This is a genomic window from Roseateles sp. Mitsp63 (genome assembly GCF_059491535.1).
The window spans coordinates 5,721,126-5,736,346 of record NZ_CP168509.1; the positions used below are offsets into that span (position 1 = coordinate 5,721,126).

Genomic DNA, 15,221 nt, shown 5'->3' on the forward strand with positions numbered 1-15,221 from the left:
GGCCGGAGGCCGGAACTCAGCGCACGCGGTTCCGGCCTTCGCGCTTGGCGGTGTAGAGCGCGTCGTCGGCCTGGGCGATGAGGCTCGCGAGGCTGTTCTCCTCGCCGGGCACGCAGGCGGCCACGCCCACGCTGACGGTCACCACCGGCCCGGCCGGCGAGGCGGGATGCGGCATCTCGAGCGACTCGATGCCGGCGCGGATGTGCTCGGCGACACGGGTCGCCGCTTCGAGGTCGGCGCCGGGCAGCAGCACGACGAACTCCTCGCCGCCATAGCGCGCGGCGAGATCGCCCGCGCGGCCGATCGACGCGCCAAGCACCGCGCCCACGGCGGCCAGGCACTCGTCGCCCTTCAGGTGGCCCATCTGGTCGTTGTAGCGCTTGAACGCATCGACGTCGGCCAGCACCAGCCCCAGCGAGCCGCCGCTGCGGCGTGCGCGGCGCCATTCCTCGTCGGCGGCCTCGTTGAAGCGGCGCCGGTTGGGCAAACCGGTCAGCGCGTCCAGGAAGGACAGCTGCTTCAGGTGCTCGTTGGCCTGACGCAGTTCCTCGGTGCGTTGCGCGACGAGGCGCTCCATCTCGATCTGGCGCCGGCGCAATTGCCGCATGCGCAGCGCCACGCCGCCAGCGAACAGGCCGATCGCCGCCAGCGCCACCAGGAAGTGGAACCAGCCGGTCTCGTGGAAGCGCGGCCGCACGGTGACGGGCAGCGGCGTCTGGGACTCGCGCCAGCGCTGGCCATCGGCCGAGGCCGCCAGGCGGAGCTTGTAGCGGCCATGCTCGAGCGCGGGGAAGGTCAGTTCGCGGTCGTTGCCGACGTCGGTCCAGCCGCGCGACAGTCCTTCCATCCAGAAGCGGAAGCGCACGCGGTCGGCTTCACGCAGGGTCGAGGCCGACAGGCTCACCGACAGCGCCACCGGTCCCGGCGGCAGGTCCAGCGGCTGGCCATCCATCGGCACCGGCTCGCCATCGACCTTGATCCGGTCGATGCGCACGGCGGGCGGCTCGCCGCCGCCCGGCAGCCGGGCCGGATCGACGACCACCAGTCCCGCCGAGGACGGCAGCCAGGCGCGCCCTTGCGCGTCGATGGCGCCGGCGGCCTGCAGGTTGCCGGCGAAGCTGGTCGCGCGCAGCGTGTCGCCAGGGCCGAAGCCGACCGAGCGCACCTGCTTCACGCGGCCATCGAGGAACGCGTCCAGGTCCTCGCGCGAAACGCGATAGAAGCCGCGGTTGCAGGTCATCCACAACTGGCCGGCGCGATCCTCGAGGAAGACCTGCGAGAGCCCGTCCCACAGCCCGTCGGCGGGCCGGATCGCGCCGATGCGGCCATCCTTGATCCGGTTGATGCCCTCGCCATTGGTACCGATCCAGAGCTCCCCCTTCGCATCCTCCTTGAGGGCGATGATCCAGTCGGAGAGCAACCCGTCGGCGGTGGTGAAGTGCCTGGCCTTGCCGTCCTGCCAACGCACCAGCCCTTGGCCGGTGGTGCCGAACCACAGCGCGCCGGACCGGTCCTGCAGGATCGCGGCGACGCCTTCATTGGGGAGTCCGGGCGCGGTGACCACGTCGAAGCCCTGGCCGTTGAAGCGCGCCAGCGCCGTGCGAGTCCCGACCCACACGGTGCCGGCCCGGTCCTCGAAGATCGACCGGACCTCGACGCCCGGGAGTCCCCGCTCGGCGCCGAAGGTCTCGAGGCGGCCATCGGGCAGCCGGCGCGCGACGCCGGCGGTGTAGGTGCCGATCCAGAGCGTGCCGTCGCGCGCCTCGTGCAGCGTCGAGATCTCGTCCGTCGGCAGCCCGTCGGCCTGGCGGAGGACGTCGATGCGGCCGTCCTTCAAGCGGTTGAGCCCGCCGCCGGAGGTCGCCGCCCAGATCGCGCCGTCGCGCGCGGCGAGCACCGAGCGGACGTTGTCGTGGCTCAGGCCCTCGGGGGTGCCCAGCACGGTGAAGGGACGGTTGCGCAGGCGGTTCAGGCCGTCGACCCAGGTGCCGACCCAGACGCTGCCTTCGCGGTCCGCCATCAGCGTCCAGATCTGGCTGCCCGCCAACCCCTGGCCGGTGGACACGGTGCTGAAACGCCCTTCGCGGAAGCGGCTCACGCCCGCGCCCCAGCTGCCGACCCACAGATCGCCGCGGGTGTCGCGGGTCAGCGCGGTCAGGTGATCGCTGGGCAGGCCGTCGGCGGTCGTGTAGATCCGCATCGCCGGCTGATCGGCCGCGTGCATGCGCACCAGTCCGCCACCCGCCGTCGCGGCCCAGATGCCGCCCTCGGGGTCCGGCACCAGGAAACGCACCTGGGCATGCGGGAAACCGTTCGAGGCGTCGAAGATCCTGACCTTGCCGTCCGGCGTTCTCGCGAACAGGCCGGCGCCGGTGGTCGCAAGCCACATCGTGCCCGCGGTATCGAAGACGACGGTCCTCAAGCGCGCGGCCGGCAGGCCGTCAGCCGGACCGAAGACCTTGACCTCGCCTTCCTTCCAGCGGACGAGACCTCCGTCGCCGGCGGCCCAGATCGCGCCGTCCTTGTCCTCGGCGAAGGACCAGACCCGGCGGTTGCCGGCCTGCGCCTTGGTGATCGCGGTGCGGAATCGGCCCCGCTCGTAGACGGCGGCGCCGGCGGGATGGCCGATCCAGACCCGGCCCTGGCGATCCTCGAGCAACGCGAAGATCGGCTGCGAGGCCGCTTCCGGCGATTGCGAGGCCCCGAAGGTCACGAAGCGCTTGCCATCGAAGCGCGCGAGCCCGCCGGCGGTGCCCACCCACAGGCCGCCATCGCGTGATTGCATCAGCGCCTGCACGGTGTTGAGCGGCAGGCCCTGTTCGGTCTGCCAGAGATCGATCTTGTACTGGCTGACCGCGCGCACCGGGTCGGCGAGATCGCCCGCGTCGACGGCGGCCCGGAATGCGGGCGCGGAGGCCGCTGACGCCGCGGACACCGCTGGTGCCGACCGGGCCGCGGAGGCCGCCGCCGCGGCGCCCGTCGCGCCCAGCGCGGCCGCGGCCAGCAAGGCCAACGCCCCCTGGCGCGCAAGCGTCGTGGGCAGGCGGGTCATGCGCGGCGGGGTGGACCGGTCGGAAGTCATGGGCGGAATCGTCGATTGTGACCGTTCCTTACGAGTCCACCTCTGCCGTACGGGGCACGGGGGCGGTTCGCGGGAAGGCGGGAACAGCTCATCGGACCGCCGCGATCCGATCCCAGGACAGCCCGAATTTCAGGAGGTATTTGCGCAGGCGGTCGGCATCGTTGACGACGCTGCGCGCCTGCCGGCTCGCCTGGAACAGGCGCCGGCCCGCCTCCGACAGCGAGGACGCCTCGCCGCACACGCGCAGCACGCTGGCGAGCTGCATGCGATCGAACAGGTCCAGGGTCTCGAGCGCCTGCGCATCGAACAACGCCGCCAGCAGTGCGTCCTCGCGCACGGCGGCGGCCCCGGCGCCGGTGTCGCGTTCCCACAGCCATTCGAGGCGGGAGATCTCGGCCTCGACCAGCGGCAGGCCGATGCGGCCCCCTTCGGCCAGCGTCACCAGCCGCGTCACCGACGCCGACAGGTCGCGGAAGTTGCCGCTCCACGGCGCGCGCGAGGACTGCGCGAATCCCAGATAGCGCGCCTTCGCCTCGGCGTTGAAGCGAACCGCGCGGCCGCTTTCGCGCCCGACCTGTTGCACCAGGTGATCGACGTTGGGCTCGATGTCCTCGGGCCGGTCACGCAGGCCGGGCAGGCTGTAGGTCCACAGGTTGATCCGCGCGAACAGGTCGTCGCGGAAGCGCCCGGCCGCCACCTCGGCGCGCAGGTCGCGGTTGGTGCCGGCTATGAGCTGGAAGTCGCTCTCGACCTCGCGGTCCGCGCCCACGGGCAGGAAGCGCTTCTCCTCGATCGCCTTCAGCAGCATGGCCTGCTCGTCCAGGCCGAGCTCGCCGATCTCGTCCAGGAACAGCAGGCCCCGGTCCGCGGTGCGCAGCAGGCCGGCGCGATCGGCCATCGCGCCGGTGAACGAGCCCTTCTTGTGGCCAAACAGCGTCGAGGCCGCGCCGTCGCCGCGCAGCGTCGCGCAGTTCACCTCGACGAAGGCGCCTTCGAGCTGATGCCGCGTCTGCTTGAGCTCGTACATGCGGCGCGCAAGGAAGGACTTGCCGGCGCCGGTGGGCCCGGCCAGCAGCATCGGCGCGCGCGAGTGCACGGCGACGCGCTCGATCTCCTCGATCAGCGCGTTGAAGCGCCGGTTGCGCGTCGCGATGCCGCTCTTCAGGAAGGCGACGGCATCGTGCTGCTCGGCCTCGAAGCGCCGGGCGATGCGGTCGTAGCGCGACAGGTCCAGGTCGATCAGCGTCATCGAGCCGGGCTCGCCCTCGCGCTGCTTGCGCGGCGGCGAGGTCTGCAGCAGCACGCCGGGGATGAAGCGCGCCTCCACCATCAGGAACATGCAGATCTGCGCGACGTGCGTGCCGGTGGTGATGTGGGCCCAGTACTGCTCGCGCGCCGGGTCGAAGCGGTAGGCGCGCACCCAGTCGTAGAGCGTGGCGTAGACCTCGCCGAAGTCCCAGGGATCCTCGACCGCCATCTCGACCAGACGGACGTCGGTCTCGGGGGAGAGCTTGGCGATGTCGCCGCGCAGCAGCTCCGCGACCGCCTTGTGCTGGGGCGCGTGGAACAGCTCCAGCCGATGAACGACCACGTCCGGCTGCATCACGAGCGAGATCGTCGGCCGCCATTTCTCCCAGCGCCCCGCGCCCAGCCCGCCATCCAGCTGGGAGCCGATGAATCCGATCACGACATTCTTCTTGGCCATGGCGCAGTCTATCCGCGCCGCAGCGGCGCCTATCCATATTGCTAGTCACATATCTTTTGAGATATCAGATAGCAGCGCCATGGATGAATGGCGGGCCGGCCCACACGGCTCGGAGCGAGAATTTTTCCTTTACGCATCAAGAAGTTATTCGACAAAGAGGCAAGACCTGGCACGGGCTGGCATGGGCGTTGCAATGAAGAAGGGGCGGCGCGTGTGCGCCGCCCCCGGGGAGCCGTGGCGGGAGCTCAACAATCACCGCCAAGACAATGATTCGCAACGAATACCGACAGGCCGCGAGCGCGGCTCTGGAGCTCAGCATGAAGAACTACAACGAGATGGAAGTCACCGGCGGCGTGCCGGTGAAGATGTGGACGCAGGGCGTGCCCGTCGAGGACGAGGCCCGCAAGCAGCTGGCCAACGCGGCGAAGCTGCCGGTCGTGTTCAAGCACATCGCGGCGATGCCCGACGTGCACGTGGGCATCGGCGCGACGGTGGGCTCGGTGATCCCGACGCTCAAGGCGATCATCCCGGCCGCGGTCGGGGTGGACATCGGCTGCGGGATGATGGCCTGCAAGACCACGCTGCGCGCCGAGGACCTGCCTGACAACCTGGCGCCGCTGCGTGCCGCGATCGAGGCCGCCGTGCCGCACGGACGCACGCCCAAGGGCCGCGACGTCGGCGCGTGGGAGAACCCGCCCGAGATGGTCGACCACGCCTGGGCCGAGCTGGCGCCCGACTTCGCCGAGCTGTGCCGCGACTACCCGAAGCTGAAGAACACCAACAACCACAAGCACCTGGGGACACTGGGCACCGGCAACCACTTCATCGAGGTCTGCCTGGATGAACTGGGCTTCGTGTGGTTCATGCTGCATTCGGGCTCGCGCGGCGTGGGCAATGCGATCGGCACGATGTTCATCGAGCTGGCCAAGAAGGACGCGATGCAGCACCAGGCCAACCTGCCCGATGCGAACCTGGCCTACTTCGAGGAAGGCGCGAAGTACTTCGGCGACTACGTGCGCGCGGTGAGCTGGGCGCAGAAGTACGCGGCGCTGAACCGCGAGGTAATGATGCGCCGCGTGATCTCGGCCGCGAAGAAGGTGATCGGCAAGCGTTTCGAGAGCCACCTCGAAGCGGTGAACTGCCACCACAACTACGTGCAGAAGGAAACGCACTTCGGCCAGGACGTGTTCGTGACCCGCAAGGGCGCGGTGAGCGCGAAGAACGGCCAGATGGGGATCATCCCCGGCAGCATGGGCGCGCGCAGCTACATCGTGCGTGGCAAGGGCAATGCGGACAGCTTCGACAGCTGCTCGCACGGCGCGGGCCGCACGATGAGCCGCACGGAGGCCAAGCGCCGCTTCACGCTGAAGGACCAGCGCGCCGCGACCGAAGGCGTCGAGTGCCGCAAGGACGCGGACGTCATCGACGAGATCCCGATGGCCTACAAGGACATCGACGCGGTGATGGCGGCGCAGCAGGACCTGGTGGAAGTCGTGCACACGCTCAAGCAGGTGGTGTGTGTGAAGGGATGAAGGGGATGAGGGGATGGACAACAAGAACAAGCTGATTGAACTGGACGGCTCGCAGGGCGAAGGCGGCGGGCAGATCCTGCGCACGGCGCTGGCGCTGTCGATGTGCACCGGCACGCCGCTGCGCATCGAGCGCATCCGCGCCCGCCGCCCCAAGCCCGGCCTGATGCGCCAGCACCTGACCTGCGTGCTCGCCGCGCAGGAGGTCTGCGGCGCCACCGTGGTGGGCGCCGAGCTCGGCTCGCAGGCGCTCGAATTCCGCCCCGGCCGCGTGCACGCCGGCGACTACCGCTTCGCGGTCGGCACGGCCGGCAGCTGCACGCTGGTGCTGCAGACGCTGCTGCCGCCGTTGATGCTGGCCGACGCGCCCAGCCGCCTGCATCTGTCCGGCGGCACGCACAACCCGATGGCGCCGCCCTTCCATTTCCTGCAGCGCAGCTTCGCGCCGCTGATGCGGCGCACGGGCGCGGGGCTGGACCTGACGCTGCGGCGTCACGGCTTCTTCCCCGCCGGCGGCGGCGAGATCGAGGCGCTGATCACGCCGGCCGACGGCGGTCTGCGTCCGTTCGACCTGCTCGAGCGCGGCGCGCCGCTGGACGCCTTCGCCGAGGTGATCGCGCCCGCGTTGCCGCGCGGCGTCGCGGAACGCGAGCTCGAAGCGCTCGCGCGCCTGACCGGCTGGGACGCCTCGCAGATGCGCACGCTTCCTGCCCGCCAGAACGAGGGCCCCGGCAACGCGCTGATGATCACGCTCGCCCACGAGCAGCTGACCGAGGTCTTCGTCGCCTTCGGCGAACGCGGCCTCGCCGCGGAGGACGTGGCGCGCCTGGTCTTCGCCGAGCTGCGCGCCTATCAGGCTTCGGCCGGCGCGGCGGGGCAGCACCTCGCGGACCAGCTGGCGCTGCCGCTCGCGCTGGCGGTGGCGGGTTCGGGCCGTCCCGCGGCGTTCACCTGCACCGAGCTGACCGAGCACAGCCGCACCAACTTCACCGTCATCGAGCGCTTCCTCGACGTGCGCTTCGATTCGCGGCTGGAGGTCTCCCGCGCCGGCAACGCGTGGCGTGTCGACGTGCTGCCCGGCTCCGCAGGACCGGCGTGAAACCGCGTTGAAACGCGGCGCCCGCGCGCCGCGTCACAATCCCGCCGCTCGGGTCCGCCCGCGTGCGAGCTTCCACGGCGCGCCCTTCAACGGGCGCGCCGTCCATTTCCGATCAAGGTCCCCTCCGCCATGAGCCACGCCCTTCCGCTGCAGCAGCACTTCCCGACCGTCAGCCCGCTCGCCTATGGCTGCATGGGCCTGGGCGGTCACTGGGACGACTCCCCGTGGACCGGCGCCCATGTCGACCACGCGCAGGCCGCCGTCGAGGCCGCGCTCGAGATCGGCATCACGCTGTTCGACCACGCCGACATCTACACGCGCGGCAAGGCCGAGTCGGTCTTCGGCGAACTGATGCGCCGCCAGCCCTCGCTGCGCGAGCGCATCGTGCTGCAGAGCAAGTGCGGCATCCGCTTCGCCGAGGGCGACCTGCCGGGACGCTACGACCTGTCCGGCGGCTACATCGTCCAGGCGGTCGAGGCCAGCCTGAAGCGGCTCGGCACCGAGCGGCTGGACATCCTGCTGCTGCACCGCCCCGACCCGCTGATGCAGCCCGCGGAGATCGCGGAGGCCTTCCAACGCCTGCGCGGCGCGGGCAAGGTCAGCCACTTCGGCGTGTCCAACATGAACGCCGGCCAGATGGCCTGGCTGGCGCGCGCGCTGGACCAGCCGCTGGTGGTGAACCAGCTCGAGCTGGGCCTGGGCCACCTGGAGCCGCTGGACGCCGCCACCTGCTTCAACGACCGCCAGGCCGCGGCCCGTCCCGGCGCGCTGGCCTGGACCGGCACGCTGGAGCACTGCCAGCAGCACGGCATCCAGCTGCAGGCCTGGGCCGCGCTGGCCCGCGGCCGCTTCAGCGGCGAGACCACCCGCGACCCCGCCGACGAGGCGGCCCGCGCGCTGGTCCAGCAGTTGGCGCAGCGTCACGGCGTCAGCGCCGAAGGCATCCTGCTCGCCTGGTTGATGAAGCATCCGGCCCGCATCCAGCCGGTCATCGGCTCGGCCAATCCCGATCGCATCCGCGCCTGCGGCGACGCGCTGCGCATCGAGCTCAGCCGCGAGGAGTGGTACGCGCTCTACGTGGCGGCGCGCGGCGCCCGCCTGCCCTGAGCGGCGCCCATCCCGCGGCCGGCCGCGCTCAGGCGGCGTCGAAGTCGGTGCCGCGCGCGACCGGCTCCCACTTGGCCATCTCGGCCAGCAGCGCCTGGGCATGGGCGCGCACCGCGTCGACCGAATCCCCGCCCAGCTGCAGCCGCAGCGGCGTGTCCGGCGCGGCGATGGCCTGCTCGATCGCGGCCGCGGCCTTGCGCGGGTCGCCGGGCTGGGTCTCATGCATGTTCCTCGCGAACTCACGCGTGCCGCCGATCGCCTCCTCGTAGACGCCCAGGATCGGCATGTGGCGCATCGCGCCGCCCGCCAGCTGCGTGCGGAACTGACCCGGCTCGACGATCAGCACCTTGATGCCGAAGGGCGCGACCTCCTGCGCCAGCGCCTCGCTCGCGCCCTCGATCGCGAACTTGGTCGCCGAGTAGGCGCTGAAGCCACCGAACGACAGCTGCCCGCCGAGGCTGGAGATGTTGACGATCGCGCCGCCGCGCTGTTCGCGCATCACCGGCAGCACCGCGCGGGTCACGGCCATCGCACCGAAGAAGTTGGTGTCGAAGATGGCCCGCAGCTCGTCATCCGGCGTTTCCTCGAGCGCCCCGAAGACGCCATAGCCGGCGTTGTTGATCAGCACGTCGATGCGGCCGAAGCGGCCGATCGCGGCGGCGACCGCGGCTTGCGGCGCACCGGCGGCGGTGACGTCCAGCGGCAGCGCCAGCACGCGGTCCGGCGCCAAGGCGACCAGGTCGGCCAGCGCCTCCGGCCTGCGGGCGGTGGCGACGACGCGGTGGCCCTGCGCGATCGCGTGCTCGGCGAAGGCGCGGCCCAGTCCGCTGGAAGTGCCGGTGATCAGCCAGGTCTGCACGGCGGCGGCGCGGGTCGTGGTCGAAGCGTTCATGTCGGTGTCCTTGTCGCGGTGGGTGATGAGGGATGGGTTTGGAGGCCCATGGCTGCACTGTCGCCGCGAACGACTCATCGATAAAGGTGACAGGACCGCAAACATCATTCGATACCATGCATGAATGGATCGATCGCTGCTCGCTCATCTGCCTGTGGTCCTGGAAGTCCACCGGCGCCAGGGATTCGCCGCCGCGGCGAACGCGCTCGGCATGAGCGCGTCGGCGGTGAGCCATGCGGTGCAGGCGGTGGAACGCGCGCTGGGCGAGCCGCTGTTCACCCGCACCACGCGCAGCGTGCGCCTGACCGCCAGCGGCGAGGCCTTCGTCGCCGCGCTGGGGCCGGCGCTGGACGAGATCGCCGAGGCCGTCGACCACGTCGGCGCGCAGCGCGGACGCGTGTCCGGCGTGCTGCGGCTCAACGTGCCGCGCATCGCGCTGCCCATCGCGGTCACGCCGATGCTGCGGCTGCTGACGGCGCGTCATCCGGCGTTGATCGTCGAGATCGCCACCGACGAAGGCCTGGCGGACATCGTCGCCGCCGGCTTCGATGCCGGCGTGCGTCTGGGCCACACGGTGGCGCAGGACATGGTGGCGGTGCGCCTGACGCCGCCACTGAAGATCGCGCTGGTGGCCTCCCCGGCCTATCTGGCGGCGCATGGCGAGCCGGCCACGATCGCGGAACTCGCGGCGCATCGCTGCATCGGCTACCGGTTCGTGAGCTCGGGCGCCGTCTACGACTGGGACCTGAAGGAACACGGCAAGCCAGTGAGCGTCGCCGTGCCCGGGCCGGTGCGGGTCACCGATTCGCTCTATGCGAAGGAGTTGGCGCTGCTGGGCGAGGGCATCGCCTATCTGTTCGAGCCGCTGGTGCAGGACGAACTGCGCGACGGCACGCTGCGGCAGGTGCTGCCGCGCGCCGGCGTCGAGGAGCCGGGCCTGTTTCTCTACTTCCCGCAGCGCGCGGGGCAGCAGACCAGGATGCGCGCGCTGATCGAGGTCGCGCGCGAGGTGGAGGCCGCCTCGCGGCCGGGCGCGAAAGCGGCGAAAGGCCCGGTCAGAACGCCGCGCTGAGCTCGTTCACCAGCGCGGCGGCGCCGATCTCGCGCACCGCCGAGAAGTTCTGCCCCGCCCATAGCGGCGAGAAGTCGCCGCTGCCCTGCGCCTCGGCCTTCGCGCGCAGCGGCGCGACGCCGGAGGTCGCCAGCGGGAACTGCGGCGCGGCATCGCTCAGCGGGCCGACCTCGCGCATGAGGCGGTTGACGATGCCGCGCGCCGGCCGGCCGGTGAAGAGATTGGTGACCGCGGTGTGGTGGCTGGCCGGGTCGCGCAGCGCCGCGCGATGGGGCGCGCTGGTCGTCGCTTCGTCGCAGAGCAGGAACGCGGTGCCGAGCTGCACCGCCGAGGCGCCGAGCGCCAGCGCCGCGCGGATGCCGCGCACGTCGGCGATGCCGCCGGCCGCGATCACCGGCACCTTCACCGCGCGCACGATCTGCGGCAGCAGCGCCAGGGTGCCGGGCTGGCGCGTCAGGTCGTCGCTGAGGAAATGGCCGCGATGGCCGCCTGCCTCCCAGCCTTGCGCGATCACCGCGTCCACACCTCGCGCCTCGAGCCAGCGCGCTTCGTCGACCGTCGTCGCATTGCCCAGGACCAGGCTGCCCCAACCCTTCACGCGCGCCAGCAGATCCGCCGGCGGCAGGCCGAAATGGAAGCTCACCACGGGCGGACGGAACGGCTCGACGAGGTCGGCGATCTCCGGCGTGAAGGGCTGACGGCCCGGGCCGGCCTTGATCTGCGCGGGGTCGATGCCGAACTCGGCGTAGTACGTGGCGAGCCGGTCGCGCCAGCGCGCCTCGCGGGCTTCATCGATCGCGGGCGGCGTGTGGGCGAAGAAGTTGACGTTGAATGGCTTGTCGGTGCCATCGCGCAGCGCCTTGAGTTCCTGGACCAGCGCCTCCGGCGCCAGCAGCGCCGCCGGCAACGAGCCGAGCCCGCCCGCGTTGCTGACCGCCAGGGCCAGCCGCGCGCCCTGCACGCCGGCCAGCGGCGCCTGGATCAGCGGCAGCCGGGTGCCGAGGAAGAACGGAGCGAAGGGCGCGCTGGACGTGGGCATGGCGGCGGATCCTGGTCTCGATGAACGAGCGGCCATGATCGCGCAAGGGCAAAGCCCCTGTCAGGCCTTCTCCATCTCGAAGGGCGGAATGCGGCGGCCGTCGACATCGGTGAAGCCGTATTCGGCGGCAAGGTCGCCGGCGCGCAGCACCTGGCCGCTGCGGTCCATGATGCGCGGATCGGCCGCGAGCGCGGCCACCGCGCGGCCGACGTAGCGGGGGGATTCGGTGGCGGCGAGTTCGGGCCGGGACTGCCAGTGCTGCTCGTCGGTGTGGTGGCCGGCGAGGACGAATTCAGTCCGCATCCAGCCGGGCGAAACCGCGACCGAGGCAACGCCGTGCGGCTTCAGGTCCTGCGCCATCCCGCCCGCGAGGCGCGTCATCGCGGCCTTCGCCAAGTCGTAGAGGAGGTTGCCCTTGAGGAAATGGCCGCGATCCCAGAACGTCGTCGTGACGATCAGGCCGGCGCCGCGCGCGATCAGCAGCGGCGCGGCGGCACGGCTGGCCAGCAGGTGGTTGCGCACGCCGCGATCCATCATCGCGTCCCACTCGTCCAAGGGGCGCTCCCAGAACGGGGCGTCGAACACGCCGCTGAAGACCTCGTGACCGCCCCAGGCGTTGTTGACCAGCAGGTCCAGGCGGCCTTGCTCGGAGTGCACGCGCTGGAAGAGTGCCTTCACTTGGGACTCGTCGGTGTGGTCGCAGCGCGCGGCGATGCCGCGACCGCCGAGCCGGGTGACCTCGTCGGCGGTGTCGTCGATGGTGCCGGGGATGGTGGGGAGGTCCGCCAGCGCCTGCAGGCGGGCGTACTGCGTGGCGGGGTGGGCGCGCGTGCTGCGGCCGGTGACGTAGACGGTGGCGCCCGCGGCGCCCAGCTCCAGCGCGATGCCGCGGCCGGCGCCGCGGCTGCCGCCGGTCACGACCGCCACGTGGCCGGCCAGCGGCCGGTCGGTTCGTTCGGTGCTCATGTCGTCTCCCGTTGGTGTTGAAGGGAAACGATACGCGGCGCTTGCGGGGAAGCGGGTCAAGTCCTGTCAGCAGACAGGGAGCATTCGAGACGCGTCGGAGGTCCTGCGAAGAGCCCCTCTCCCCTACCCTCTCCCCCTCTGGGGGCGAGGGAGTTGGTAAGCAGCGCTTGACACGTTGCTTCCCCCCCCCGGGCGAAGGAAAGCGACTCACGAGACCGACGCCTCAACTCCCTCGCCCCGCCTTGCGGGGAGAGGGCGGGGGAGAGGGGTCTCCCCGGCGGGAGCGACGCCTCAACTCCCTCGCCCCGCTTTGCGGGGAGAGGGTGGGGGAGAGGGGTCTCCCCGGCGGGAGCGGCGCTTCAACTCCCTCGCCCCGCTTTGCGGGGAGAGGGTGGGGGGAGAGGGGTCTCCCCGGCGATTCACTTGCAGGTGAAGCTCTTCGCGTTCACTTCCTTGACGTTGCCCGTGCCGCAGGTGGCGGCCGCCTGGTCGCTCATCTTGCGCACGTCGTCCATGCGCTGGGTGCTGGCCTCGGTGGTATTGGGCGCGATGACGCAGCCGGTGGACAGGATCGCGGCGGCGGTGGCAAGCAACAGGGCGGCGGGACGGATGGTCATGGAATGTTTCCCTCGAGGGTTGGTGTGATCGCGGCGCAGTCTAGGCGCTGCCCGCGCCCTTGATCCGCGTTCCGACGAACTGCATCCGCGCCGGCATGAACTGCATTGCCAGCCGACCCGCCGTGGACCTGCCCCGCGCCACCTCCCCTTCCCCGCTCAAGGCCTGGCCAGCGCCTCCACCGGATCGAGGCGCGCCGCATTGCGCGCCGGCAGGAATCCGAAGATCACGCCGATCAGCGACGACACCGCGAACGCGCCCGCGATGGCCGTCACCGACACCAGCATCCGGAACCCCGCCGCTCCCGCGAAGTGGTTGAAGACCAGGCTCGCCCCGACCGCCAGCGCCACGCCCAGCCCGCCGCCGATCAGACACACGAGCACCGCCTCGATCAGGAACTGCCGCAGGATGTCCGTCTGCCTCGCGCCCACCGCCATGCGCACCCCGATCTCCCCGGTGCGCTCCGTCACCGACACCAGCATGATGTTCATCACCCCGATCCCGCCCACCAGCAGCGAGATGAACGCGATCGCCGAGATCAGCAGCGTGATCGCCCCGGTCGTCTGCTCGACCGTCTTGCGGATGCTGTCCGTGTTGAACAGGAAGAAGTCGGTGGCCCCATGGCGCTGCGCCAGCAGCGTGCGGATGCCCTGCTCGGCCGCCGCGTTGGGCACCGCGTCGCTGACCCGCACGGTGATGCTGCTCACATAGTCCTGGCCGCTCATGCGGTTCATCGCGGTCGTGTACGGCACCCACACGTTGATCGAGTCGTCGTTGCCGAAGGCGCTGGACTTCTTCGCCGTCACGCCGACGATGCGCACCGGCACGCTGCCCAGCAGGATGACCTCGCCCAGCGCCGGCTCGCCATTGGGGAACAGCCGCTTGCGCGCGTTCTCGTCGATCACCGCGTCCTGCGCCCGCGCCCGCACCGCCGCGGCATCGAAGGCCCGCCCCTGCGCCAGCGTGTAGCCGCGCACGCGGAAGAACTGCTCGCCGACGCCGCTGACGCTCGCGCCCACGTCGACGTTGCGATAGCGCAGCCCCGCGCTGACCGCGACCGACGGCGTCACGCTGTCGACATAGCCGAGCTGCGCCAGCGCGTCCGCGTCGCCCGCGCGCAGCGTCCGGATCGCACCGGCGCGCCGGTCGCCGAAGCCCTCGCCCGCCATCACGTCGATGGTGTTGGTGCCCATCGCGTTGATGTCGGCCAGCACCTTCTCCCGCGTCCCCTGCCCCAGCCCGACCACCGACACCACCGAGGCGATGCCGATGATGATCCCCAGCATGGTCAGCAGCGTGCGCAGCCGGTGCGCCAGCATCGCCTTGAGCGCCATGCGCGTGGCCTCGGCGACGCGCGCCAGCACCGCCGCCCAGGCCGGCCCCGACGGCGCCGGATCCGGCTTGGCGAGCACCGCCGGCGGCGCCGCGTCCGGACGGCGCCGGTCGGCGACGATGACGCCGTCGCTGATCTCGATCACGCGCTGCGCGTGCCCGGCCACCTGCGCGTCGTGCGTCACCAGGATCACGGTGTGACCGTCGGCATGCAGCTCCTCGAGGATCTTCATCACCTCGCGGCCGCTGGCCTGGTCGAGCGCGCCGGTCGGCTCGTCGGCCAGGATCACGTCGCCGCCGTTCATCAGCGCCCGCGCGATCGACACGCGCTGCTGCTGACCGCCGGACAGCTGGCCCGGCCGGTGATGCAGCCGCTCCGCCAGCCCCAGCCGCGCCAGCAGCGCCTTCGCGCGCTCATGGCGGTGCTCGGTGCGGGCGCCGGCGTAGATGGACGGGATCTCGACGTTGCCCACCGCGTCCAGGTCGCCCAGCAGCTGATAGCGCTGGAAGATGAAGCCGAAATGCTCGCGCCGCAAGCGGGCGAGTTCATCCGGCCCCATCGCGCCGGTCTCCTGGCCGGCGACGCGGTAGCTGCCGCGGGTCGGCCGGTCCAGGCAGCCGAGGATGTTCATCAGCGTCGACTTGCCCGAGCCCGACGGGCCGATGATGGCGACCATCTCGCCGGCCTCGATCGTCAGGTCGACATCGCGCAGCACCGCCACGGTGCCCTCGCCGGCCGGGTATTCGCGGACCAGGCCGCGCAGTTCGAGCAGCGCCGCCATG

Annotated in this window: 11 protein-coding genes; 4 read left to right on the forward strand and 7 right to left on the reverse strand. The window is 71.3% G+C overall.

Going from position 1 to position 15,221, the window contains the following annotated elements:
- Nucleotides 1–16 precede the first annotated feature (16 nt).
- A complete protein-coding gene (locus tag ACEN96_RS24855; protein WP_495585691.1) occupies nucleotides 17–3,082 on the reverse strand; it encodes a ligand-binding sensor domain-containing diguanylate cyclase in 3,066 nt (1,021 codons plus the stop codon).
- Nucleotides 3,083–3,170: 88 nt separating this feature from the next.
- Nucleotides 3,171–4,787: an RNA repair transcriptional activator RtcR gene (gene rtcR, locus ACEN96_RS24860; protein ID WP_495585692.1), complete on the reverse strand. Its 1,617-nt coding sequence runs from the start codon at nucleotides 4,785–4,787 to the stop codon at nucleotides 3,171–3,173.
- Nucleotides 4,788–5,104: 317 nt separating this feature from the next.
- Between rtcR and ACEN96_RS24865 the strand changes: the two genes are divergently transcribed.
- From ACEN96_RS24865 to ACEN96_RS24875, 3 genes are all read left to right on the forward strand, one after another.
- A complete protein-coding gene (locus ACEN96_RS24865) occupies nucleotides 5,105–6,319 on the forward strand; it encodes an RtcB family protein (protein ID WP_495585693.1) in 1,215 nt (404 codons plus the stop codon).
- 13 nt (nucleotides 6,320–6,332) lie between these two features.
- Nucleotides 6,333–7,415 carry an RNA 3'-terminal phosphate cyclase gene (rtcA, locus tag ACEN96_RS24870; protein ID WP_495585694.1) on the forward strand — a complete coding sequence of 361 codons (1,083 nt, stop codon included), beginning with the start codon at nucleotides 6,333–6,335 and terminating at the stop codon, nucleotides 7,413–7,415.
- A gap of 129 nt (nucleotides 7,416–7,544) precedes the next feature.
- Nucleotides 7,545–8,522 (forward strand): aldo/keto reductase, encoded by a 978-nt coding sequence (locus ACEN96_RS24875; RefSeq protein ID WP_495585695.1) that lies wholly within the window; start codon nucleotides 7,545–7,547, stop codon nucleotides 8,520–8,522.
- A gap of 28 nt (nucleotides 8,523–8,550) precedes the next feature.
- Here ACEN96_RS24875 and ACEN96_RS24880 read toward each other — a convergent pair whose 3' ends face one another.
- The gene (locus ACEN96_RS24880; protein WP_495585696.1) at nucleotides 8,551–9,414 is read right to left on the reverse strand and encodes an oxidoreductase; all 864 of its coding nucleotides are present in this window, start codon (nucleotides 9,412–9,414) and stop codon (nucleotides 8,551–8,553) included.
- Between the two features lie 124 nt (nucleotides 9,415–9,538).
- On the opposite strand from ACEN96_RS24880, the gene ACEN96_RS24885 reads away from it, so the two are divergent.
- Complete coding sequence (locus ACEN96_RS24885; protein WP_495585697.1) at nucleotides 9,539–10,486, forward strand: LysR substrate-binding domain-containing protein; 948 nt, start codon at nucleotides 9,539–9,541, stop codon at nucleotides 10,484–10,486.
- Here ACEN96_RS24885 and ACEN96_RS24890 read toward each other — a convergent pair.
- From ACEN96_RS24890 to ACEN96_RS24905, 4 genes are all read right to left on the reverse strand, one after another.
- Nucleotides 10,470–11,525, reverse strand: coding sequence for an NAD(P)H-dependent flavin oxidoreductase (locus ACEN96_RS24890; RefSeq protein ID WP_495585698.1), 1,056 nt, complete (start codon nucleotides 11,523–11,525; stop codon nucleotides 10,470–10,472). The genes ACEN96_RS24885 and ACEN96_RS24890 overlap by 17 nt on opposite strands.
- 60 nt (nucleotides 11,526–11,585) lie before the next feature.
- Nucleotides 11,586–12,491 (reverse strand): SDR family NAD(P)-dependent oxidoreductase, encoded by a 906-nt coding sequence (locus tag ACEN96_RS24895; protein ID WP_495585699.1) that lies wholly within the window; start codon nucleotides 12,489–12,491, stop codon nucleotides 11,586–11,588.
- A 419-nt stretch (nucleotides 12,492–12,910) separates the two neighbouring features.
- Nucleotides 12,911–13,108, reverse strand: a complete 198-nt coding sequence (locus ACEN96_RS24900) for a hypothetical protein (protein WP_495585700.1) — start codon at nucleotides 13,106–13,108, stop codon at nucleotides 12,911–12,913.
- Between the two features lie 156 nt (nucleotides 13,109–13,264).
- Complete coding sequence (locus ACEN96_RS24905; RefSeq protein WP_495585701.1) at nucleotides 13,265–15,220, reverse strand: MacB family efflux pump subunit; 1,956 nt, start codon at nucleotides 15,218–15,220, stop codon at nucleotides 13,265–13,267.
- Between the last annotated feature and the right edge of the window lies 1 nt (nucleotide 15,221).